This window comes from Pseudomonas sp. LBUM1668, from assembly GCF_059695715.1.
On sequence record NZ_CP166787.1, the window covers coordinates 517,825 to 541,123 of the forward strand.

General features: G+C 60.6%; 21 protein-coding genes and 1 riboswitch. Of the genes, 14 read left to right on the top strand and 7 right to left on the bottom strand.

Going from position 1 to position 23,299, the window contains the following annotated elements; translation table 11 throughout:
• Positions 1-3: 3 nt before the first annotated feature.
• On the bottom strand, positions 4-657 hold the full coding sequence (locus tag ACA061_RS02290) for a lipopolysaccharide kinase InaA family protein (protein ID WP_150617541.1): 654 nt from the start codon (positions 655-657) through the stop codon (positions 4-6).
• Between the two features lie 124 nt (positions 658-781).
• On the opposite strand from ACA061_RS02290, the gene msbA reads away from it, so the two are divergent.
• The 7 genes from msbA to ACA061_RS02325 all read left to right on the top strand — a co-directional run bounded on the left by msbA (position 782) and on the right by ACA061_RS02325 (position 9,028).
• Positions 782-2,602: a lipid A export permease/ATP-binding protein MsbA gene (msbA, locus tag ACA061_RS02295; RefSeq protein ID WP_150602677.1), complete on the top strand. Its 1,821-nt coding sequence runs from the start codon at positions 782-784 to the stop codon at positions 2,600-2,602.
• Positions 2,596-3,492: a GNAT family N-acetyltransferase gene (locus ACA061_RS02300; RefSeq protein ID WP_210554283.1), complete on the top strand. Its 897-nt coding sequence runs from the start codon at positions 2,596-2,598 to the stop codon at positions 3,490-3,492. Before msbA ends, ACA061_RS02300 begins: the two co-directional genes overlap by 7 nt.
• 4 nt (positions 3,493-3,496) lie before the next feature.
• Positions 3,497-4,897, top strand: coding sequence for a PIG-L deacetylase family protein (locus ACA061_RS02305; RefSeq protein WP_497300489.1), 1,401 nt, complete (start codon positions 3,497-3,499; stop codon positions 4,895-4,897).
• A gap of 64 nt (positions 4,898-4,961) precedes the next feature.
• Complete coding sequence (hldE, locus tag ACA061_RS02310; RefSeq protein WP_042557338.1) at positions 4,962-6,383, top strand: bifunctional D-glycero-beta-D-manno-heptose-7-phosphate kinase/D-glycero-beta-D-manno-heptose 1-phosphate adenylyltransferase HldE; 1,422 nt, start codon at positions 4,962-4,964, stop codon at positions 6,381-6,383.
• Between the two features lie 130 nt (positions 6,384-6,513).
• Positions 6,514-7,488 carry a glycosyltransferase family protein gene (locus ACA061_RS02315; RefSeq protein WP_150617545.1) on the top strand — a complete coding sequence of 325 codons (975 nt, stop codon included), beginning with the start codon at positions 6,514-6,516 and terminating at the stop codon, positions 7,486-7,488.
• Positions 7,489-8,175, top strand: a complete 687-nt coding sequence (locus ACA061_RS02320; protein WP_210701175.1) for a hypothetical protein — start codon at positions 7,489-7,491, stop codon at positions 8,173-8,175. It begins immediately after the preceding gene.
• Positions 8,176-8,227: 52 nt separating this feature from the next.
• Positions 8,228-9,028 carry a hypothetical protein gene (locus tag ACA061_RS02325; protein ID WP_210554279.1) on the top strand — a complete coding sequence of 267 codons (801 nt, stop codon included), beginning with the start codon at positions 8,228-8,230 and terminating at the stop codon, positions 9,026-9,028.
• 7 nt (positions 9,029-9,035) lie between these two features.
• On the opposite strand, the gene ACA061_RS02330 is transcribed toward ACA061_RS02325, so the two are convergent.
• The 4 genes from ACA061_RS02330 to ACA061_RS02345 form a co-directional block, all read right to left on the bottom strand.
• Positions 9,036-9,998, bottom strand: a complete 963-nt coding sequence (locus tag ACA061_RS02330) for a metal ABC transporter ATPase (RefSeq protein WP_150602671.1) — start codon at positions 9,996-9,998, stop codon at positions 9,036-9,038.
• Between the two features lie 31 nt (positions 9,999-10,029).
• Positions 10,030-10,842 carry an aldo/keto reductase gene (locus tag ACA061_RS02335; protein ID WP_210554278.1) on the bottom strand — a complete coding sequence of 271 codons (813 nt, stop codon included), beginning with the start codon at positions 10,840-10,842 and terminating at the stop codon, positions 10,030-10,032.
• The gene (locus ACA061_RS02340) at positions 10,839-12,014 is read right to left on the bottom strand and encodes an NAD(P)/FAD-dependent oxidoreductase (RefSeq protein ID WP_210554277.1); all 1,176 of its coding nucleotides are present in this window, start codon (positions 12,012-12,014) and stop codon (positions 10,839-10,841) included. The genes ACA061_RS02335 and ACA061_RS02340 overlap by 4 nt, the downstream gene beginning before the upstream one ends.
• A 124-nt stretch (positions 12,015-12,138) precedes the next feature.
• Complete coding sequence (locus ACA061_RS02345) at positions 12,139-12,471, bottom strand: DMT family transporter (protein WP_150602668.1); 333 nt, start codon at positions 12,469-12,471, stop codon at positions 12,139-12,141.
• Positions 12,472-12,573: 102 nt separating this feature from the next.
• Here ACA061_RS02345 and ACA061_RS02350 point away from each other — a divergent pair, with 102 nt between their 5' ends.
• Together ACA061_RS02350 and waaA are read left to right on the top strand one after the other, a co-directional pair.
• A complete protein-coding gene (locus ACA061_RS02350) occupies positions 12,574-13,476 on the top strand; it encodes a LysR family transcriptional regulator (RefSeq protein ID WP_150617550.1) in 903 nt (300 codons plus the stop codon).
• Positions 13,477-13,487: 11 nt separating this feature from the next.
• Positions 13,488-14,762: a lipid IV(A) 3-deoxy-D-manno-octulosonic acid transferase gene (gene waaA / locus ACA061_RS02355; protein ID WP_210554275.1), complete on the top strand. Its 1,275-nt coding sequence runs from the start codon at positions 13,488-13,490 to the stop codon at positions 14,760-14,762.
• 186 nt (positions 14,763-14,948) lie between these two features.
• Here waaA and ACA061_RS02360 read toward each other — a convergent pair whose 3' ends face one another.
• Positions 14,949-16,382 (bottom strand): TolC family outer membrane protein, encoded by a 1,434-nt coding sequence (locus ACA061_RS02360; protein WP_150602665.1) that lies wholly within the window; start codon positions 16,380-16,382, stop codon positions 14,949-14,951.
• Positions 16,383-16,578: 196 nt separating this feature from the next.
• Positions 16,579-16,684: riboswitch (TPP riboswitch) on the top strand.
• 168 nt (positions 16,685-16,852) lie between these two features.
• On the opposite strand from ACA061_RS02360, the gene thiC reads away from it, so the two are divergent.
• Entirely contained in the window at positions 16,853-18,742 is a 1,890-nt protein-coding gene (thiC, locus tag ACA061_RS02365) for a phosphomethylpyrimidine synthase ThiC (protein WP_150617552.1), read from the top strand.
• 246 nt (positions 18,743-18,988) lie between these two features.
• On the top strand, positions 18,989-20,281 hold the full coding sequence (gene cytX / locus ACA061_RS02370) for a putative hydroxymethylpyrimidine transporter CytX (protein ID WP_497300490.1): 1,293 nt from the start codon (positions 18,989-18,991) through the stop codon (positions 20,279-20,281).
• Here the strand turns inward: cytX and ACA061_RS02375 are convergent.
• The gene (locus ACA061_RS02375; protein ID WP_150602662.1) at positions 20,250-20,996 is read right to left on the bottom strand and encodes an RsiV family protein; all 747 of its coding nucleotides are present in this window, start codon (positions 20,994-20,996) and stop codon (positions 20,250-20,252) included. The two genes, cytX and ACA061_RS02375, sit on opposite strands and share 32 nt — an antisense overlap.
• Before the next feature lie 228 nt (positions 20,997-21,224).
• Between ACA061_RS02375 and ACA061_RS02380 the strand changes: the two genes are divergently transcribed.
• From ACA061_RS02380 to cpdA, 3 genes are all read left to right on the top strand, one after another.
• Entirely contained in the window at positions 21,225-21,842 is a 618-nt protein-coding gene (locus tag ACA061_RS02380; protein ID WP_115145950.1) for an NUDIX domain-containing protein, read from the top strand.
• A complete protein-coding gene (locus tag ACA061_RS02385; RefSeq protein WP_003221062.1) occupies positions 21,833-22,285 on the top strand; it encodes a DUF1249 domain-containing protein in 453 nt (150 codons plus the stop codon). The genes ACA061_RS02380 and ACA061_RS02385 overlap by 10 nt, the downstream gene beginning before the upstream one ends.
• Positions 22,286-22,384: 99 nt before the next feature.
• Positions 22,385-23,200 (top strand): 3',5'-cyclic-AMP phosphodiesterase, encoded by an 816-nt coding sequence (cpdA, locus tag ACA061_RS02390; RefSeq protein WP_150602661.1) that lies wholly within the window; start codon positions 22,385-22,387, stop codon positions 23,198-23,200.
• Positions 23,201-23,299: the final 99 nt, after the last annotated feature.

The following is a 23,299-nucleotide window of genomic DNA, read 5'->3' on the forward strand; positions in this document are numbered from 1 at the left end:
GGTTCAAGCAAGCAGTGGGCGCAGGCGCGAGATCAGCGGCGCTTGCCGGTTGCTCGGCAGGGCCTGTCGGTAACCTTCGATAAAGGTGTCGCCGGCGTCCTGGCCCAGCAACCATTGCCGATCTTCCTTGTAGCGCAGCAGGTGAGCGAAATTGCGCAGGCGTTTGCTGTCGCTGAGCGAGCGCTTCTGGCAGCGCAGGTCGGCGATGTCGATCAGGCCCAGATGGCCGTCCGGGGTCAGCACCACGTTGCCGAAGTGCAGCGATCGAAAGTACACGCCTTTCTCGTGCAATTGAGCAAAGTATGCGCCCAGCTGGAATCTCAGAGACTCAGTCTCTTCGCTGGTGCCTTGCAATTGGCGTACGGTATTGCCCGCCAGCGGACTGTAATACACACAGTCACGCTCGATGCTCGGGATGCGGTACACCGCGATGACTTTGGGGCAGAGGATGCCGCGTTGTTCAAGCGCCCGGGTGTTGTCGGCAAAACGTTGCGCGTAGGGGTAGAACAGCGCAGAACTGAGCAGCCGTTTGCGACGGAACAGTTTGAGCATGCGTCCATCGGCCAATCTGAGCACCTTGTCGCCGGAGCCGTCGGCTTCCAGTACGTGTGCACCTTCGCGCAGTGCCTCGTAAGTGCTGTGATCAATCGATTGCATATCTGGCTCCCATCATTAGCGGCGTATCTTAACCGACTTGCTCAAAGGCTGGCGTGAAGTCATGTTTATCGGGGGAAAAACGCGTGTGATATCATCCGCGCCTCACTGAATTGTGCGGATCACCATGAGCAGTCCTGAACCGAAAGCCCAGTCAACGCTGGCGATCTATTTCCGCCTTTTGGCTTACGTGCGGCCTTATGCCGGTCTCTTCCTTCTCAGCATCGTCGGGTTTCTGCTTTTCGCATCGACCCAGCCGATGCTCGCTTACATCCTCAAGTACTTTGTCGACGGCCTGGCCAATCCTGAAGCCAGTCTGTTTCCGGGCAATCCCTATCTGGGCAAGTTGCAGTTGCTCGAAACCGTGCCGCTGATGATTGTGTTCATCGCCGTGTTGCAGGGTGTGGGTTCGTATCTCGGCAACTTCTTTCTGGCGCGGGTTTCTCTGGGCCTGGTGCATGACTTGCGGGTCGTGCTGTTCAACAAGTTGCTGGATTTGCCCAACCGCTTCTTCGACAAGAACAACTCCGGTCATCTGATTTCCCGGATCACCTTCAACGTGACGATGGTCACGGGGGCGGCGACTGACGCGATCAAAGTGGTCATCCGTGAAGGCATGACGGTGATTTTCCTGTTCTGCACCCTGTTGTGGATGAACTGGAAACTCACCCTGGTGATGGTCGCTATCCTGCCGGTGATCGGCATTATGGTGAACAGCACCAGCAAGAAATTCCGCAAGCAAAGCAAAAAGATCCAGGTGTCCATGGGCAACGTCACGCACGTCGCCTCCGAGACCATTCATGGTTATCGCGTGGTGCGCAGTTTCGGCGGTGAAGTCTATGAAAAAGACCGCTTTCGCGACGCCAGCCAAAGCAACACCGACAAGCAGCTGACGATGACCAAGACCGGCGCGGTCTACACGCCGATGCTGCAACTGGTGACGTACAGCGCCATGGCCGTGGTCATGTTCCTCGTGCTTTATCTTCGCGGTGACGCGTCGCCGGGCGATCTGGTGGCTTACATCACCATGGCCGGTCTGTTGCCCAAGCCTATCCGTCAGCTCTCTGAAGTCAGCTCTACCATCCAGAAAGGCGTGGCCGGTGCCGAGAGTATTTTCGAGCAACTGGATGAGCCGGCGGAAGTGGATCAGGGCACGGTCGAGCGCGATCGTCTTGAAGGTCGTCTGGAAGTGCGCAATCTCAGCTTCCAGTACCCGGACACCGACAAAAAGGTGCTCAACGACATCAGCTTTGTCGTCGAGCCTGGGCAGATGGTGGCTTTGGTCGGGCGTTCGGGTAGCGGCAAGTCGACGCTGGCCGGGTTGATTCCGCGCTTCTACCAGCATGAGCAGGGTCAGATTCTGCTCGATGGTGTAGAGGTTCAGGATTTCACCTTGCGCAGCCTGCGTCGCCAGATCGCTCTGGTGACCCAGGCGGTCACGCTGTTCAACGATACGGTGACCAACAACATCGCTTATGGCGATCTGGCTGGCGCGCCTTTCGAAGAGGTCAAACGCGCGGCTACCGAGGCTTATGCCGACGAGTTCATCGTCAAGATGCCGCAGGGTTACGAGACCATGGTCGGCGAAAACGGCGTATTGCTGTCCGGCGGCCAGCGCCAGCGCATCGCCATCGCCCGGGCCCTGCTCAAGGATGCGCCGTTGCTGATTCTCGACGAGGCCACATCGGCTCTCGATACGGAGTCGGAACGGCACATTCAGGCAGCACTGGATCATGTGGTGCAGAACCGCACGACGCTGGTGATTGCTCACCGCTTGAGCACCATCGAGAAGGCCGACCTGATTCTGGTCATGGACGAAGGCCGCATCGTCGAGCGCGGCAGTCACGCACAACTGCTGGAGCAGAACGGCTATTACTCACGTCTGCATGCCAAAGAGTTTGAAGAAGGTGACGAACCTCAGCCGGCCCACGTGACCAACGTATGCTGACAATGTTTCGCAGCTTTCGTGAGCGCGGCTGGAGTGAAATCGACCGGGATGCGTACGCGGGTGCCTGGCAGCGTTTCGGTGGTAGTTTCGCGACACATCCCGAAGTGGTAGAGCGGCTGTCGACCTTCGTCGGTATCGAACTGCGTTATCTGGGCTGGATCGTTGGCGGTGAGGTGCTTGCCGCCATTCCCTGCTGGGGGCGCCATGTCGCCTTGTCCAAGGAAGTGCTCAAGCGCGAGGGCAAGCGCGGCTTGCTGGACATGGGCAATGCGGAAATCATCCTGCCGATCGCGCCCGATATCGTCGTGCCGGTCCGTCAGCGCATGGCCTATGTCTCCCAACTGAATGCCGAGCAGATCAGCACCTTGAAAGCGCAGCCGGAGGGCTTGGCCCTGGCCCGGTTGCCGGAGGAGTATTCGAAGAAATTTCGCTACAACCAGCGTCGCGAGCAGCGCTTGCTGGAAGAGGCGGGTGGCTCGCTGGTACCGATGTCCGACTTTACCCCGCAAGAGCAGGCCGCCGCTTACGGCGATCTGTTTCAGCGTCGCTGGGGCTTTGAAGTACCGGGCAAGGCCGGGCTGGTCGAGGTCTTCACGCTGTTGCGCGAATTCATGACCGGCTCGGTGGCCATGCTCGAATCGGCCCCCGTGGCCATTCAGGTTTTGTATCGAGTCGAGGCGCCCGAGTGGGTGTCGCTTGAATACGTCAATGGTGGCGTCGACCCGCAGAGCCGCGAGTTCAGCCCCGGCAGCGTTCTGAGCTTCGTCAACACCCAGCAGGCCTGGGCAGACGCGCGGGCGCTGGGCAAGCCTCTGCGTTATTCATTCGGTCGTGCCGACCGTGAGTACAAGGATCGCTGGTGCCACACGGTGCCGGTCTACAAGGTCTGAATCCATGAGCGCTCGCAAGCAACAGCTTCTCAAGGCCCATCGACGTAACAAGCGCATGTTCCTCGTGGCCTTTCTGGTCGCGCTGCTTGTGATCGGGTTACTCATCGCGTGGTGGCTGGTGCCGCTGTTGCTGGTGCTGGCCTGGATCGCCCACGAGGGGTGGTTTGCCGATCATTTGTTCTACCGGCCCTCTGACGATTATCAATACGCGTTTCCTACCGACACGGCGCGGCAGGCGGTGAGCCTGAGCGGTGGTGTTGTGCGTCTGAGCGAACCGTTGGCTGCAGGCGAAACGCTTATTCTCGAACTTGAATTGAAGGCTGGCTGGCTAGGGCGCTGGCTCGATCCTTACGTTCAGGTCGGCGATGATCGCCAGGATTTCGAGCGCGGGGTCAGCGGGCGGCGTTTTCTGAATCTGTCCGGTCAAGCCGAGGCATTACAGCAGGGCTCACTGAACCTGCGCGGCCGGTATTGCGCGGCAGGCGCCGTCGGTACTTTGTGGGTCATGGCCAGCCCTGACTACAGCCGCCAGCGCGTGATGGTCATCGCGCCCCATGCCGACGATGCCGAGTTGGCAGCGTTTGGCCTGTATAGCCGCTGCGAGGACGTCAGCATCGTCACTCTGACCCAAGGCGAGATTGAGGCTGAAGATTTCCAGCGTCTGGGTCTGGATCAAGCTGCGGCTGCCCGGTTGAAGGGGCGTTTGCGCAGTTGGGACAGTCTGGCGATTCCGCAGTGGGGCGGGGTGCCCGCCGAGCGTTGCGTGCAACTGGGTTACTACTGCCTGCAATTGCCTGCGATGGCTGCAGAACCGGGCAAAGCGTTCGGCTCCCGAGAGTCGCAGGAAAGCGATGTGCGCAGTGTGCGCCGGCACAATCCGCTGGCGTTGCCCGCCGACGTCGATGGGCAACCGACCTGGCAGAATCTGGTCGGCGATCTGGCGAAACTGCTGGAGCACTACCGTCCCGAGGTGCTGGTCACGCCGCATCCTGAACTCGATCCCCATAGCGATCACGTCGCCAGCACTCAAGCCCTGCTTGAAGCCATTGCCCTGAGCAACTGGAAGCCGACGACCCTGCTGATGTACGCCAATCACCTGCATGACAACGACCGCTGGCCGATGGGGCCTGCCGGTGCCGGTATCGCCTTGCCGCCTGCGATCGAGCCGTTGCCGGCTGACCGCTTGTGGAGCCCGCTGCTGTCGGCGGATACGCAACTGGACAAGGCCATGGCACTGGCGATGGAGCATGACCTGCAGGGTGGGCAAGCGTTCAAGCGCCAATTGCGCCGCTGGATCCAGCAGGCTCTGGCCGGGCGCCGCTGGCCTGTCACGGGCAGTAACGAATTTTTCCGCAAAGCTGTCCGGCGCCACGAATTGTTCTGGGTGCGCGACCTTTCAGATTGAGGCGGACGGCGCTTTTCCCTGTGTTAATATCGCGCCCCTGTTCATTTTGTATGTGGGTTGCTCCATGAAGTTGTCCATGCCGCGTTTCGATCAAGCCCCGGTCTTGGTAGTCGGCGATGTCATGCTCGACCGTTACTGGCATGGCGGAACCTCACGGATTTCCCCTGAGGCCCCGGTGCCGGTCGTTAAAGTCGAGCAAATCGAAGATCGTCCGGGCGGTGCCGCGAACGTTGCCTTGAACATTGCCGCGCTGGGTGCGCCGGCGTCCCTGGTCGGTGTGACCGGGGACGACGAAGCTGCCGACAGCCTGAGCAACAGTCTCAAGGGCGCGGGCGTACGTGCCTTGTTCCAGCGCATTGCGCACCAGCCAACCATCGTCAAGCTGCGGGTCATGAGCCGGCACCAGCAATTGCTGCGTATCGACTTCGAAGAACCGTTTGCCACCGATGCCCTGGCCCTCGCCTCGCAGGTCGATGATCTGCTGGAAGGCATCAAGGTGCTGGTGTTGTCCGACTACGGCAAAGGCGCACTGAAAAACCATCAGGCGCTGATTCAGGCTGCCCGTGCCAGGAATATCCCGGTGCTGGCCGACCCGAAGGGCAAGGATTTCTCGATCTACCGTGGCGCCAGCCTGATCACCCCCAACCTCAGTGAATTCGAAGCCATCGTCGGCGGTTGCGCCGATGAGCATGAGCTGGTGAGCAAGGGCGCCGCGCTGATGCACGACCTTGAGCTCGGTGCGCTGCTGGTGACCCGTGGCGAGCACGGCATGACCCTCCTGCGTCCTGATCATCCGGCGCTGCACCTGCCGGCCCGTGCGCGAGAAGTGTTTGACGTTACCGGTGCCGGTGACACGGTGATCTCGACGCTGGCTGCTGCCATCGCCGCCGGTGAAGAGCTGCCCCACGCCGTGGCGCTGGCCAATCTGGCCGCCGGCATTGTGGTCGGCAAACTCGGTACGGCGGCCATCAGTGCTCCGGAACTGCGTCGCGCCATTCAGCGTGAAGAAGGCTCCGAGCGCGGTGTGCTGGGCCTGGAACAGTTGATTCTCGCGGTGGCCGATGCTCGCGCGCATAACGAAAAGATTGTCTTCACCAATGGCTGCTTCGACATTCTGCACGCCGGCCACGTGACCTATCTGGAACAGGCGCGGGCGCAAGGCGATCGTCTGATTGTCGCGGTCAATGACGATGCTTCGGTCAGTCGCTTGAAGGGGCCGGGTCGTCCGATCAACAGTGTTGACCGGCGTATGGCGGTTCTGGCGGGGCTTGGTGCGGTGGACTGGGTCATCAGTTTCCCTGAAGGCACTCCGGAAAACCTGCTGCGTGAGGTCAAGCCTGATGTGTTGGTCAAGGGCGGCGATTACGGGATCGACCAAGTGGTTGGTGCGGACATCGTGACGTCTTATGGCGGTACCGTGAAAGTGCTGGGGCTTGTGGAAAACAGCTCGACGACCGCAATTGTCGAAAAAATCCGCAGTCGCTGATCAGATGAATTTTTACCGTTGTGTACTGCGTGTGAACGGATTTTGCCTTGGGGATCTAGCCGTTTCCGTTGATGTCGGCAGGTTTGAATCCGATGCGCTTGCCTGCCTACGTCGCGTGGTCAATTAATCTATGAAAGTCATGCTACTGGTGATGGACGAGCAGCGGGTCATTCTCGACCGGCTCTACGACATCGTGCAGCAGAACTGTGATGAATGTGTCATCTACCGTCTGAGCAAGCAGCAACAGCTAAACCTCGGACGGTTTCTGGCCTCGGTCGACTATCAGACGTTCGACCGCGTGGTGATCTTCTCCCGGGTCAAGCGCCTGGCCACGCAACTGCGGGTGCTCAAGTGCATTCCCGGGCTGGTTTTCCTCGAACACGACGCCTACCAGAACTACATGCCCGCCAGTAAATACCGTGGCGTGTATTCGCGTCTCTACAGTCGTCTGCCGAGCTGCCGCGCGCTGGTGTCTGGCGCCGTGGTTGCCCGCAAAATGCTCGCTGAAGGCATCGACACCGTCTTCGTTTCCAAGGGTTACGACGAGCAGATGCTGCGCAACACCGGCGCCGAGCGGGATATCCCCATCGGTTTTCTTGGCAGCCTGAAAAGTACCGAGTACGCCGAGCGCAAGGCAATGCTGGAGTCGCTCGCGCAACGTACCGGCATGCTGGTGACCCGCACGAAGTCGGGTTCGGAATACCTCGAAACACTCAACCGCATCAAGATCTTCGTCAGTGCCGACATCGGCATGAACGAGTTCATGATCAAGAATTTTGAAGCCATGGCCTGTGGCTGCGTGCTGCTGGCCTGGAGCCAAGGCGAAGAAGATCAGTTGCTCGGCTTCGAAGACATGCACAACACTGTGTTTTATCGCAGCGAAGACGAGGCCGTTGCAAAGATCAAACTGCTGCAGGACGACCCGGAGCTGGCGCAACGTATCGCCATGAAGGGGCAGGAATTTGCGCAAAGTCGCTATTCCTTCGCCCGTGTTGGTCAGGCCCTGGCCACGGAAATCCAGCGCGAGATGCGCCCATGGCAGCCGCCTTCGGCGTTCACGCAGTTCTGGGTCAAGTTACGCCACGGGATGAAGGTGCCGACCTGAATGAAGGACGAACACATGGCGCTGGATGCGCTGCCTGGCGGTGACCAGTCTGTTCTGGGGGCGCTGCCCGAGCCATTGCAGGCGTGCCTGAGCCGTGCGGCTCGGGTCGTATTGATTGCCAACAATCCGGCCATTACGGCGGCGGATTTTCAGGCGTTGAACATTGGCGTCGATGACGTCGTGGTCAGCTTCAATACCTGCATCAAGGCGCCACTGCTCGACTGGCGCAGCGTGAACGTCGTCGTGCATGGCTATAACGCGCAGGACGCGTATTTTTTTGGCCTGCCCTTTGGGCCGGACGTGCAGCGGCTGTGTGATCAGGCGGGTGAGCGCTTTTTCACCATGCTGGTCGGCTGTGCCGCACCGATGTGTCCGCTGCCTCGTGTGGCCATGTACTGGGATCGCATTCCGCTGCCACCGCTCTGGAACTATCCGGTCGACCGGCCGGGCGGCAAGCGCTACGTTGGCCCCTCCACCGGTTTCAACACGCTGGTGCTGTTCGACTGGTTGCGCGGTCATGCCGGGTACACCTATCAGCTCATGACCCTGGGTTTTTCCAACGAAGCTGGAAAACTATGGGGTGGGCATGCCTGGGATTACGAGCGCGACTGGCTGCAGAAATCGGACGTCATCGTCGTGCCGCTGCAACCCCGCCGCTGGTGGCAAAAGTTGTTTCGCCGCAAATAAGCGAGTCCGCGGTGTCGGCCGGCCCGTACAACTTTCGAAAAGGTGCTGTTGAGTGTTGAAAATTGCCGTGGCTTTTTTTGGTATCCCGAGAAACTCGCCGATTTGTTTTCCTTCCATCGAACAGAACGTACTGGCGCAGTTACCTGCGGGCAGCGACGTGAAGTGCTTTTATCACCTGTACAAAATCGATGAAGTGCAGAACGCGCGCTCAGGCGAGAAAGGCGAGCTGGCGGCGGACAACTACCAGCCATTCGAGTCGATGATCGGGACGCTGACCTCAACCGAAGGCGTGCTGGAGCGTTGGGATTTCGAGCAGGTCAAGACACAGGGCGATACCTGGGCGGATGATTTTGCATCGTTGCGCAACCTGATCTATCAGCTCAACTCGCTGCACACCGTCACCAGCATGATTGAATCCTTCAATCCCGATTTCGTGGTGTTCGTGCGTCCGGACAATTTCTTCCACAACCCGCTACCGGCCTATGTGTTCAATCATCCAGAGGCGCGGCAGCACAATGCCTACATTCCCGATTGGCAGTGGTGGGGAGGGTTGAACGACCGCTTTGCCATTTGCGGTCGCGATACTTACGTCGCGTATGGCAAACGAGTCGAGCGCATCTTCGAGTTCTGCAAGGCGACGGGGAGGAAGCTGCATTCCGAACGCTTGCTAAAATACGTATTGCAGCAGGCCGACGCCAAGGTTTGCACGCTGAAGACCCAGGCTTCGCGGGTGCGTATTACCGGCGCGTTTGCCGAGGAGTCGTTCTCGCCCAAGCGCGGCATGGGCAAACGCGAGAATCGTTACTTCCACTTCTTCGCCACGTTGCGTACGTGGCTGGATCGTCGGCGCTAACCGGCAGTCAGTTCGCGCGCTTCTTGCCCAGACCAACGAGGCGCAACGCCTTGAGACTTAGCTGCTTGAGGCCCGCACGAGGGGGCTTTGCCGGTTGCAGGCCCTGTTGCACGAGCCAGTCTTTCCAGCGAATCCGCTCTTCGCGCACCACCCAGCCTTCTTGATTCGCAAAGCTCTCGGCCAGATAAAGTCCGCGCGTGCTGGCCGGTAGCAGTTTGTCGCGCTTGAGGGTGTACAGCTCGGCCACTGGCGCGCCGTCCTTGAGTGGCATCAAGTACAGATCGGGTCGCTTGCGGTCGAGCCGCGCCACCAGTTGATCGCCTTCCAGACGCTCATCGACGTGGAACAGGCTCAGGGATTTGGCTTCCTTGGGCACGTCCAGGCGCAAGTCGTAGATCAATTGCAGCGACGCTGTCGGCAAATGCACATAAGCGCGCGGCCGCTCCAGCAATTGCAGATTGGCGCTACGAATGGGCCGCGCTGAACCGGACAGTGGCGTCAACCGAAACGGCAAAGCCTCGCGATAGTGCAGGGCGGACGAGTAGGGCGCCGGCAGCCAAGTGTCGTTGAAACGCCCGCCGAGCCAGCCTTCGGGGGTTTCAAGCAAACACTCTTCGGCGATCTCTTGAATGGCTGTGTGCAGCGGAATATTCAGTTCGTGAGCCGGTACGTAACCGGAAATCAACTTCAGCACCACATCGCCGCGATCCTGCCGACGCTGGCGCACCAGCACCCAGTAGTCGCGATTCTGCCAATGCAGGGTCAGGCGTACCGAGACGCCCAGATTCGCCAGTTCCAGCGAGAAGCGTTCGGTGTCCGTCACACTGACCGGTTTGCGTCGCTGCAAGGTCTGCGTGAAATTCAGCGGCATGCCGACGCTCTGATACGTCAGGCCTTCGGGCGTTGCTTCGACGAACAGCGGCAGAGTCTTGAAGTTGCTCGGGTTCTTTCTGATGAGCGTGCGCGGCATATCGGCTCCTGCTTAAGGCCGCGGGGCGGCGTCAGTGACCACGAAGGACTTGGGCAACGGTCGCAACGTTGTGGGCGAGGTGCAGCGGATTGATCGTCCCGACGATAGCACTGGCCACGCCAGGTTGCGCGAAAAGCAACTCGAAGCTGGCGCGTACCGGATCCACGCCCGGGCTCAGGCAAACGTGACCGCTGGCCAGGGCCTTCTTCACCAGAATGGCTTTGCCGTGCGCAGCAGCATAGTCAATGACAGCCTTCTCGTTTTGTTCGTTCAGATTGTAGGTGACCATCGCGCAGTCGCCTTGCTCCAATGCTTTGAGGCCACCTTCGACGGTCTTGCCGGAAAAGCCGAAGCCGCGAATCTTGCCCTCGGCCTTGAGCGCGGCGAGTGTGGCATAAACGTCTTCGTGCTCGAGAATGGCCAGGTCGTTGCCATCGGAGTGCACCAGTACCAGATCGATAAAGTCCGTTTCCAGACGTTGCAGGCTGCGTTCGACCGACAGGCGCGTGTGCGCCGCGCTGAAATCGTGTCGCGAGAGGCCGTCGGCAAACTCTTCGCCGACTTTGCTGACGATCACCCAGTCCTGACGCTGGCCGCGCAACAGTGGGCCGAGGCGCTCTTCGCTGCGACCGTAGGCCGGGGCCGTGTCGATCAGGTTGATACCTAGCTCGCGTGCTTGCCTGAGTAACATCCGTGCTTCGTCGTCATCGGGAATCTGAAAGCCGTTGGGGTATTTCACCCCTTGATCGCGGCCAAGTTTGACCGTGCCCAGGCCCAGCGGCGAGACCATCAGGCCGGTACTGCCCAGCGGGCGGTGAAAGTCATGCAGGGTGGCAATGCTCATGGCAACAGTTGCTCCCAGGCCGGAACGCCCATCGGTGGTTTTGGCAGCGACGGCAACGGTTCGCCGGCTTGCGGCTGGATACCGTCGCGCTGCAAGGAGGTAATCACTCGGTCAGCAAAGTCCGGCGCCAGCGCCAGTTTGGTCGGCCAGCCGACCAGCAAGCGACCCTCTTCGGCGAGGAATGCGTTGTCCGGGCGCGTCAGGCCGGTTTGCAGCGGCTCGGCACGGTCGACGCGCAACGTCGCCCATTGCGCCGTGCTGAGATCGATCCACGGCAACAACTGGGCGATTTCTTTTTGCGCGGTAGCGATCTGTTCGGCGGGTTCGCGGTTCACGCCTTCGCTTTCGGCAATGTCGCCACCCATGTACCAGACCCACTGACCATCAGCCGCCGGATGCGTGGTGACGGTAATGCGCGGTTTGGTGCCGCCGCCCAGGCAGTGGGCGTACAGCGGTTTCAGGCCGGGGCCTTTGGCGAGGATCATGTGCAATGGCCGGCGCTGCATGGCCGGATGAGTCAGGCCCAGATTCTCGAGCAGTTGGGCGGTACCGGCGCCGGCACTGAGGACGATGCGCTGGGCGCGGATCTCGCGATCGTCGACCTTGAGCCCCACCAGCACGCCTGCTTCCAGCATGGGCTCGATGGTCTGCCCGGCGAGCAGACCGTCACCGGCCAGATCGGCCAGACGCTGGATCAGGCTCGGCACATCGACCACCAGTTCGGCGAGGCGATAGACCTTGCCCTTGAAGCGCTTGTCTTGCAGGGCTGGCGGCAGTTGCTCGCCCTTGACCTGATCGACGCGGCCGCGCACGGCTTTACTGGCGAAGAAACTGGTGAGGTTGCCGGCGAGGGTGCCCGGCGACCACAGGTAATGGGCTTCGGAGAGCAGGCGCACGCCGCTCAGATCCAGCTCGCCGTTGCCGGCCAGCGCTTCACGCCAGCGTCGCGGCATGTCGGCGATGGCTTCCGACGCGCCGGTCAACGCGCCGTGCAGCGCATACTTGGCGCCGCCGTGAATGATGCCTTGGGATTTCACACTTTGCCCGCCGCCGAGGCTGGCACTTTCCACCAGCACGGTCGAAAAACCCTGACGACGCAGGCGCGCATTCAGCCAGAGGCCGGCGACACCAGCGCCGACAATCAGAACGTCGGTGGAAATAACGGATGGCATGCAGCGACCTCAGTGTTCAAGACGAGGGCGCAGTATACAGGCGAAAAAAGATCGCAGCCTTCGGCAGCTCCTACAGGGTCATGCGTACACCTGTAGGAGCTGCCGAAGGCTGCGATCTTTTTCTTTAGTGCCCCGCAGTTTTCGAGAACAGTTGAATCACCACAACGCCAAGAACAATCAACCCCATCCCCAACATCGCCGGCACATCCAGCTTCTGCCCGTAGATAAACAGCGCCGCGACACTGACCATCACAATGCCCATCCCGGCCCACACCGCGTAGGCAACGCCCACCGGCACCGTGCGCACCACCAGGATCAGCATCCAGAACGCGATTGCGTAACCGACGATCACCACCAGCAGTGGCAGCGGCGTGCTGAAGCCTTTGACCGCTTTCATCGAAACGGTGGCCATGACTTCGGCGCAGATGGCGATGGCAAGGTAGGCGTAGGCGTTCATGTGTAATCCTCGTGTGCAGCGTTACTTTCTGAGGTCGGCATTTTAGAGGTTGTTCAGATGCGGTAAAGTCATTACCTATCTGTTTGAGAGATGGGATGTGCGATGAGCACGCAGTGGAATCTAGATCAGTTACGCGTGTTTATCGCGGTCGCCGAACAGCGTTCGTTTTCCGCCGTGGCCCGGCAGCAGCGCAAGGCGCAGTCGGCGATCAGCAGTGCCATCGCCATGCTCGAGGACGATCTGGGCGTGAGCCTGTTTGAGCGTAGCAGCGGTCGTCAGCCCAGGCTCACCGAAGCGGGGGAGGCGCTGCTCGAAGAGGCGCGGGAAGTCTTGCGCCAGTGTGAGCGCCTCAATGGCCGGGCCATGGCGATGATGCGCGGCCAGGAAGCGCAACTGCGCGTGGCGCAGGATGAGGCGATGCCTTATCAGGCGCTGGTGGAAAGTTTCGGCGCGCTGGCCGAACAATTTCCCAGCCTGGAAGTACAACTCACCAGCGCTGCTCAAGGCGAAGTCGCACGCAAACTCGTCGAGCGCCGCGCCGATCTCGGCTTGCTGTTCTATCACGATGAAATCCCCGAGGCGCTGGAACGACGAGTGCTGGGCAGCGTGGAAATGGTCACGGTCTGCGGGATCAATCATCCGTTGGCGACGCAGCCCTACGTCACCTGCCAGCAACTGGCGCAACACCGGCAACTGTTGATGTCGACGCAAACCAGCGTCTACCCCGGCAGCGAGCCGGCCAGTCCACAGGTGTGGCGGGCCGACAGTTTCTACGTCATGGCCGAATGGTTGGTGCGCGATCTTGGCTGGGCGTGGCTGCCCCGGCACGTGGTGCAGTACTCGGCGTATCAGGGTTTGATGGTCGAGCTCGCCAGCGAATGGACGCCGCCAGCGCTGGTGGTGGAGCTGGTCTGGCGGCGCGACGAGCCGCTCGGCCCTGCGGCGCGTTGGCTGGCCGAGCGTTTTGCCGTGCACTTGCGCGCGATCGACGGAAAAAGTCGATAAACTCCGCCGCCATGAATAGAACTCTGTACACCGCGCTGTTTTACCTGGGGCTGCCATTGGTGGCGATTCGGCTGTGGCTGCGGGCGCGCAAGGCGCCGGCGTATGCCAAGCGCATTGGCGAACGTTTCTCTTACGCAATGCCGGCGCTGCAACCCGGTGGCATCTGGGTGCACGCGGTGTCGGTGGGCGAAAGCATCGCCGCGGCGCCGATGATCCGCGCCTTGCTGCAACGTTATCCGCAGCTGCCGATTACCGTGACTTGCATGACGCCGACCGGTTCGGAGCGAATTCAGGCACTGTTCGCCAACGAGCCGCGCATCCAGCACTGCTATCTGCCCTATGACTTGCCGTGCGCAGCGGCGCGTTTTCTCGATCGCGTCCAGCCGAAACTGGCGGTGATCATGGAAACCGAACTGTGGCCCAACCATATTCATCAGTGCGCCAAACGCGGCATCCCGGTGGCGCTGGCCAACGGGCGCTTGTCCGAACGGTCGGCCAAGGGGTATGGCCGCTTCAGCAAACTGACCGCGCCGATGCTCGCCGAGATGAGTTTTTTTGCCGTGCAGACCGAGGCCGAGGCTCAGCGCTTCCGCGATCTGGGTGCGCGTCCGGAGACGGTCGAGGTCACTGGTTCGATCAAATTCGACCTGACCATCGACCCGCAACTGCTGCAACGCGCCGCCCAATTGCGTGGCCAGTGGCAGGCGCTGGAGCGACCGGTGTGGATCGCCGCCAGCACCCATGACGGCGAGGATGAAGTGGTGTTGAACGCCCACCGGCGTTTGTTGGCCAATCATCCGGATGCGTTGCTGATTCTGGTGCCGCGTCACCCGGAGCGCTTCAACTCGGTGTTTGAACTGTGTCAGCGCGAAGGTTTTGCCACGCTGCGTCGTTCGACCGGGGCCAATGTCGATGCGCAAACTTCGGTGCTGCTCGGCGACACCATGGGTGAGCTGCTGTTTCTCTACGCCTTGGCCGACAGCGCCTTTGTCGGTGGCAGCCTGGTGCCGAATGGCGGGCACAATTTACTGGAGCCCGCCGCACTGGCAAAACCGGTGATCAGCGGCCCGCACCTGTTCAACTTTCTCGACATCGCCGCGCAGTTGCGCGAGGCCGGCGCGTTGGTTGAAGTGGATGATGCCGAAGGGCTGGCGGTGCAAGTGCAGCGCCTGTTCGAGTTGCCGCGCGATGCGCAGCGCATGGCCGACGCCGGGCTGGCGGTGATGCGCCGCAATCAGGGCGCGTTGCAGCGATTGCTCGATGGCCTGGGCAGACTCATCAAGTAGCCTGGCGCCACAGTATTTTCAGGTGACATGAATTTGTGGCGAGGGGATTTATCCCCGATCGGCTGCGCAGCAGTCGTCAATACGGCTAGCCAAGTCTGACGGAATCACCGCGGTGAATGGTTTTGGGGCCGCTTCGCAGCCCATCGGGGATAAATCCCCTCGCCACAGGGAATTTATTCACGTTGTTTACGGCCGAGCCCTGAGCTGCGCCTCGGCAGCCTTGGCCAGATCCGGCGGCAGGAAGTCCTTGTCGGGGTTGTAATCGGCCTTCAGGTAACGGCGCAGATCCTCCAGATCACCCGGGTTCAACGTCCCCGCGGCCTGCTTCAAGCGCAGGTTGTCGAGGATGTAGTCGTACCGCGTGTTGTTGTAATTGCGCACCGAGCTATACAGCTGGCGCTGGGCATCAAGCACGTCGACGATGTTGCGCGTGCCCACCTGATAACCGATTTCCGTGGCTTCCACCGCGCTCTGGTTGGAGATGATCGACTGGCGGCGCGCCTGCACCTGCTCGACGTCGGTATTCACCGCGCGGTGCAGGTTGCGAGTGTTTTCGACGACTTGCCGGCGCAGGGCTTCGCGCTGCTGCTCGGTTTGGTCAAGCCGCGAGTAGGACTCACGCACCTGGGAGCTGGTCAGCCCGCCGCTGTAGATCGGGATGTTCAACTGCAAACCCAGCGTGCTTTGTTCAACATTGCCACCGTACGGCGCGCCGAATGAGTTCGGGTTGGCGAAACCGAGGGCGTCGTTGTCACCTTTTTCGTATTTGGCCACGGCGTCGAGGGTCGGCAAGTGGCCGGCCTTGCGCTGTTTCAGGGTCTGTTCGGCGGAGCTGACGGCGTAGTTGCTGGCGAGCAGATTGAGGTTCTGTCTGGCGGCGGTGTCGACCCACGACTTGGCGTCATTCGGCGCTGGCGGCAGGATCGGCAGCGTATGGACAATGCCTTGAATCGAGTTGTACTGACGGTTGGTCAGGGTGATCAGCGCTTCAAATGCATCATCGACCTGACGCTGCGCGACGATCCGGTTGGCCCGCGCGGTGTCGTAGCTGGCTTGCGATTGCAGCACGTCGGTCTTGTCCGACAGGCCGACGTCGAAGCGTTCGTTGGACTGATCGAGCTGGCGCTTGAACGCGGCTTCTTCAGCCTTGGTCGAGGCCAGGTTGTCCTGGCTGCGCAACACGTTGAAGTAGCTCTCGGCCGATTGCAGAATCAGGTTCTGCTCGGTGGCCGACAGTTGCAGCGCGGCTTGTTCGTTGACGTCTTTGGCAGCCTGGTACTGGAACCATCGATCGGCGCGGAACAGTGGCTGAGCCAGAGTCGCCTGATACGAGTGAGCGCTGCGGTTGGCGATGGCTGAAGGCTGATCGATAGACGTGCGTACATCCGCCACTTCGGCGCCACCGGACAGATTCGGCAACAACCCGGCGCGGGCCTGCGGTACCACTTCTTTCTGTGCACCGTACTGGGCGCGGGCGGCGGCCAGGTCGGCGTTGTTGTCGACCGCTTCCTGATAGACGCTGACCAGATCGGTTTTGGTCGACAAGGGCGCTTCTGCTGCCCAGGCCATTGCGTTGGACGCACAAGACACGGCAAGAGCCAGTGAAAGTTTGCGCAGCATGAGGCGATCCCTAGCATGAATATTATGGAAGTAATCCGGGCGCCAAAGGTAAGGCGCGGCCCCTGTAGCGTCAAGGCTCGGCGGGGCAGAGCGAGTGTAGTTGCGCCTGCGCTCGGCAACAATCCGTTAATTGCGCCATTCATCATGGGGTTTGCCGCGGTGTTGGCGTTCTTTGCCGGTTGTGTCTAGACTGGCCGGGTTCTTGTCGGGGTGCCTTGCTATGAGGCTGAGATCGAATAATTTCGGATCCCGTTGAACCTGATCAGGTTAGCGCCTGCGTAGGGAACAAGATTTCTCGTCACCCGGCGAGTCCTCTTGTGCTTCGTCCGGGATGTTGTTCGACAATCGAACAGCCCTCGAGTACTGAGCACAGCACCAACAGCAGAGTCATCGCTGATTGGTCGCGTCCATTCGTTACAGGTTCGCTCCGACAAAAATCCACTGCCTGGATGCTGTCTGGAGAGCCCGTGATGACGATAAAACTAAAAAATACGACGAACCTGAGTGATTCGGCCCAAGTCGATCAACAGTCGGTTCAACCCTTTACCCGCTCGCAAAAAGTCTACGTTCAGGGTTCCCGCCCGGACATCCTCGTGCCGATGCGCGAAATCAGCCTCGACGTGACACCGACCGACTTCGGCGGCGAGATCAACGCGCCGGTCGTCGTGTATGACACCTCGGGCCCGTACACCGATCCCAACGTCATCATCGATGTGCGCAAAGGCCTGGGCGATGTGCGTTCAGCGTGGATCGAATCCCGTGGCGATACCGAGCGTCTGTCGGGTCTGAGCTCCAGTTTTGGCCAGGAACGCCTGGCCGACGCCGAGCTGACCAAGCTGCGCTTTGCCCACGTGAACAACCCGCGCCGCGCCAAGGCCGGGGCCAACGTCAGCCAGATGCACTATGCGCGCAAAGGCATCATTACCGCCGAGATGGAATACGTCGCCATCCGCGAAAACATGAAGCTTGAAGTGGCTCGCGCCGCCGGGCTGCTGGACCAGCAACACGCCGGGCACAGCTTCGGCGCCAGCGTGCCGAAAATCATCACTCCTGAATTTGTCCGTGAAGAAATTGCCCGTGGTCGCGCGATCATTCCGGCCAACATCAACCACACCGAACTGGAACCGATGATTATCGGCCGTAACTTCCTGGTGAAGATCAACGGCAACATCGGCAACAGCGCTTTGGGTTCTTCGATCGAAGAAGAAGTGGCGAAACTTACCTGGGGCATTCGCTGGGGTTCAGACACGGTCATGGACCTGTCCACCGGCAAGCACATTCACGAAACCCGCGAGTGGATCATCCGCAACTCGCCAGTGCCGATCGGCACCGTGCCGATCTACCAGGCGTTGGAAAAAGTCGGTGGCGCCGCTGAAGACCTGACCTGGGAGCTGTTCCGCGACACGCTGATTGAGCAGGCCGAGCAGGGCGTCGACTACTTCACCATCCACGCCGGCGTGTTGCTGCGCTATGTGCCGCTGACCGCCAAGCGCGTGACCGGCATCGTTTCCCGTGGCGGTTCGATCATGGCCAAGTGGTGCCTGGCGCACCACAAAGAGAACTTCCTCTACACCCATTTCGACGAAATCTGCGAAATCATGAAGGCCTACGACGTCAGCTTCTCTCTGGGCGACGGCCTGCGTCCGGGCTCGATTGCCGACGCCAACGACGAAGCGCAATTCGGCGAGCTGGAAACCCTCGGCGAGCTGACCAAGATCGCCTGGAAGCACGACGTGCAGTGCATGATCGAAGGCCCGGGCCACGTGCCGATGCAGTTGATCAAAGAGAACATGGACAAGCAGCTGGAATGCTGCGACGAGGCGCCGTTCTACACCCTCGGCCCGTTGACCACTGACATCGCGCCGGGCTACGACCACATCACCTCGGGTATCGGTGCGGCGATGATCGGCTGGTTCGGTTGCGCCATGCTTTGCTACGTGACGCCGAAGGAGCACTTGGGCCTGCCGAACAAGGATGACGTGAAGACCGGGATCATCACCTACAAGATCGCCGCGCACGCAGCGGACTTGGCCAAGGGGCACCCGGGCGCACAGATCCGCGACAACGCCTTGAGCAAGGCGCGATTCGAATTCCGTTGGGAAGACCAGTTCAACCTCGGTCTCGATCCGGACACCGCGCGTTCGTACCACGATGAAACCCTTCCGAAGGACTCGGCCAAGGTCGCGCATTTCTGCTCGATGTGCGGACCGAAATTCTGCTCGATGAAGATCACTCAGGAAGTCCGCGAATACGCGGCCAACCAGCGGATCGAAGCGGTCGACGCCGAAGTCGCCCAAGGCCTGGCGGAACAGGCCGAGCGGTTCAAGAAGGAAGGCAGTCAGCTGTACAAGAAAGTTTGATCTGACCTGAACAGGTGGGGTCTGCAAAGGCCCCATCGCCAGCAGGCTGGCTCCCACAGGGGACTATGAACGTACTCTCCTGTAGGAGCTGCCGAAGGCTGCGATCTTTTGACTTTGTTTTGCAAGATCAACAGATCGCAGCCTTCGGCAGCTCCTACAGAAAACTATTCACAAGTTCCCTGTGGGAGCCAGCCTGCTGGCGATAGCGGTCAACACAACAACAAATGTCCCTCTGAGATAACACCCTTGAGCATTCAACCCGGTACCTACTCCCCCGATCTCGCCGTGCCCGCCGACAAGCGTGTATTCGGCGGTCGCGATCTGTTTTCCCTGTGGTTCTCCCTCGGCATCGGCCTGATGGTGCTGCAGACCGGCGCATTGCTCGCGCCGGGTCTGGGCTTGTCCGGTTCGCTGCTGGCCATTTTCCTCGGCACGCTGGTCGGCGTTTTGCTGCTGGCGGCCGTCGGGGTGATCGGCAGCGACACCGGCCTGTCGTCGATGGCTGCACTCAAACTCAGCCTCGGCAGCAAAGGTGCGAGCCTGCCGGCGCTGCTCAATCTGTTGCAACTGATCGGTTGGGGCTCGTTCGAAATCATCGTCATGCGAGACGCCGCCAGCCTGCTCGGCACCCGCGCATTCAGCGAAGGTTCGCTGTGGTCCAATCCGGTGTTGTGGACGCTGTTCTTCGGCGCTCTGGCGACCCTGCTTGCCGTCAGCGGGCCGCTGACGTTTGTCCGGCAGATCCTGCGCAAATGGGGTATCTGGCTGCTGTTGGCCGCGTGCCTCTGGCTGACCTGGAACCTGTTCGCCAAGGCTGATCTGGCCGCACTTTGGGCGCGTGCCGGTGACGGTTCGATGCCATTCGCCGTGGGCTTCGACATCGCTATTGCCATGCCGCTGTCGTGGCTGCCGCTGATCGCCGACTACTCGCGTTTCGGCAAGCGTGCGAAGAACGTTTTCGGCGGCACCGCCGTCGGTTTCTTCATTGGTAATTTCTGGCTGATGAGCCTCGGCGTGGCATATACCCTGGCGTTCGCGCCGAGCGGTGAAGTCAATGCGTTGCTGCTGGCACTGGCCGGTGCCGGGTTGGGTATTCCGTTGCTGCTGATTCTGCTCGACGAGTCTGAAAACGCCTTCGCCGACATTCATTCGGCAGCGGTGTCCAGCGGGATTCTGTTGCGCCTGAAAGTCGAGCATCTGGCTTTGGCCATCGGCGTCATCTGCACGCTGATTGCACTGCTGGCGCCATTGGCGCAATACCAGAATTTCCTGCTGCTGATCGGCTCGGTGTTTGCGCCGTTGTTCGGCGTGGTGCTGGTGGATCACTTCATCCTGCGCAAGCGCCGGGGGCTGGTCGCTTCAGCCGCGTTGCGCTGGCCGGCGTTGTTGGCGTGGCTGGGTGGTGTCAGCACCTATCACTTGCTGGCGAATCTGTATCCGGACATCGGCGCGACCCTGCCGGCGCTGGTGCTGGCAGGGCTGCTGCAATGGGTGCTCGGTCGAGCCTTCAGTTACGGCCGGGAAACAGCTCAGGCTTGAGAATGCCGTTCAGACGTGGATAAGGGATCTTCAGTTCGACGTGGCCCAGCGCGTAAGGCGCGATGGTGCTCGTTTCGTACTTGAGGATCACCCCGCCGTAGGTCAGCGCGACGTGCGGGGTTTTCACGAATGGCCAGCTCTTGACGAATTCGGCTTCCTGATCGAGCTTAGTGCTGATCAGCCAGCTGTTGTGCGCCACTTGCGCAGCCTTCCAGAACGCCTCTTCCTGCCCCGGCATCAGCATGTCGGACAGATTCAGCACTTTGTGCTGCTGGCGCGAATAGTTGATGAAACCGCGACCCGGTGTGCCATGGGCGCCACCGGTGTCGAGGTAGCTCGACAATTCGATGATCACCAAGCCGTCATGCTGCTCACGTACTTTCGCTTGCAGATAGCTGCTGTTGCGCGGGCCGGCGTTGGCCAGAAACTGCTCGCGGTAGGCCGCCAGCGTCGGCGCGACAGGTGCGCCCGGCTCGGTGCGGGTCATTTGCAGCAGGCGTTTTTCGATGATCGGGTCCAGCGCGGGCTCTGCTGGGAAGCGCAGGGTGTCGATGTTCACCAGTGGGCAATCCGGGTTGGAACAGCCCGGTTTCAGCTGTTCCGACGCATCACGGGTGGTTTCCAGCGGCGTGCGATAGTTGGGCTGGAACAGGCTCGCGCACGCGCCCAGGGTCAGGGCAATGGCGGCCACGGAGGCAATTTTGAAAAGCGACATGGGCGTCCTTTCGAAAGCAGGGGAAGGCAAAAAGTTACCGCTTCGACTCTCAACGAAGCAGTCAGTTCGCCACTAAGCTAATTAGAGTGGGTTTCGTCGCCACCGTCCATCCCGATGACGGTAAAGGGGCTGCATCAAACGGTACGGGCGCGTTAGGATGGCGCGAAGTCGAGGTTGCCGGTAACGATAAGGAACCTCGTAATGGATTCGCAGTAAACGAGGATGCTCATGACTGACTTTGCCAACGCCATTCCGACCGCCGTCGACATCGTGCGCCGCGAGAGCTGCTATCAGGGCTTCTACAAGCTCGATCGTGTGCACCTGCGCCATGAGCTGTTCGCCGGGGGCATGAGCCGCGAGATCAACCGTGAAGTGTTCGTGCGTCACGATGCCGTGTGCGTGCTGCCGTACGATCCGCAGCGCGACGAAGTGGTGCTGATCGAGCAGTTTCGCGTCGGCGCGATGGGCAAGGCTGACAATCCGTGGCTGGTCGAACTGGTCGCTGGTCTGATCGACAAGGATGAACAGCCGGAAGAAGTTGCTCACCGCGAGGCGCAGGAGGAAGCTGGGCTGGACATCAAGGCCCTGTGGCCGATGACCAAATATTTCCCGTCGCCGGGCGGCAGCAACGAGTTCGTGCATCTGTATCTGGGGCGTTGCAGCACCGATGGCGTTGGCGGCCTGCATGGGCTGGAGGAAGAGGCAGAAGATATCCGCGTCACGGTCTGGGCCTTTGAAGATGCCTTGCAGGCCGTCCGTGACGGACGCATTGCCAACGCGGCGAGCATCATCGCTTTGCAGTGGCTGGCGCTTAACCGCGCCGAAGTGAGGGGGCTATGGTTGTAAACAAGTTGCGCGATCGTTATCGAGTCGACCTCGCGGGGCTGCAAGCCGCCTGCGAGGCCAACTACGCGCGCCTGATGCGACTGGTGCCGGACATGCGCAACGAACCCGAAGCGCGGCGCATCGCTGTTACTCAGGGCGAGCAGATGCTCGGCGTACTGGCCCTCGAAGTGCTGCAAACCTGCCCGTATACCACCACGTTGCAAGTCCGTCAGGAGCACAGCCTGCCATGGCTGCCGGTGCCGCAACTGGAAGTGCAGGTCTATCACGACGCGCGCATGGCCGAAGTGATCAGCGCCGAACATGCACGACGCTTTCGCGGCATCTATCCTTACCCGAACGCCGCGATGCATCAGCCGGATGAAAAAGCTCAGCTCAATCTGTTCCTGGGGGAATGGCTGAGTCATTGCCTGGCGTTGGGGCACGAGTACGAAGTCGTACGCTAGTTGTGAACTGCGTCCGGTTCCTCGGTTTCCTCTTTCAGTAATCCCCCAGCATAATTGCGGCACTTAACCGATTCCGTGCTTTTGCCTTGGGAGAACGCCTTGCCGAGCGTATCCACGTTGACCACCGCCGATCCGGCGTTGCTGGTGCAGTTGTCCGACAGCCATCTGTTCGCCGAAGCGGGTGGCACACTGCTGGGCATGAACACCCGCGACAGCCTGCAAAAAGTCATCGAGTTGGTGCTCAAGCAGCAGCCGCAGATCGACCTGATGCTGGCCACCGGGGATATTTCCCAGGACGGCACGCTGGAGTCGTATCAGCTATTTCGTGAAATGACCGCGCAGATCGATGCGCCGGCACGCTGGATTCCCGGCAACCACGACGAACCCATGATCATGGCTGAGGCAGCAGTGCAAAGCGCGTTGCTGGAATCGGTGGTCGATCTCGGCAACTGGCGTGTGACGATGCTGGATTCGGCGGTACCGGGTTCGGTGCCGGGGTATTTGCAGGACGATCAGTTGCAGCTGCTGGCCCGCTCGTTGAGCGAAGCGCCGGAGCGTCATCATCTGGTGTGTTTTCACCATCATCCGGTGTCGATCGGTTGTGCGTGGATGGAGCCGATTGGTTTGCGCAATCCGGAAGCGTTTTTCGAAGTGCTGGATCGTTTTCCGCAGGCGCGGGCGGTGCTGTGGGGGCACGTGCATCAGGAAATTGATCGCGAGCGTAATGGCGTGCGTTTGATGGCGTCGCCTTCGACCTGCATTCAGTTCGAGCCGGGGAGTGAAGACTTCAAGGTCGGCGAGCAGGCGCCGGGATATCGCTGGTTGCGGTTGTTGCCGGATGGGGGGCTGGAAACTGGCGTGGAACGCGTGACTGGCTTCGACTTCACCGTCGACTACGGTTCCAACGGGTACTGAAATTCCTTTTCCCAACGGCTAATGCCAACCCCCGGCTAACGCTACCCTGTAGGAGCTGCCGAAGGCTGCGATCTTTTGATCCTGTTTTTTTACAATCAA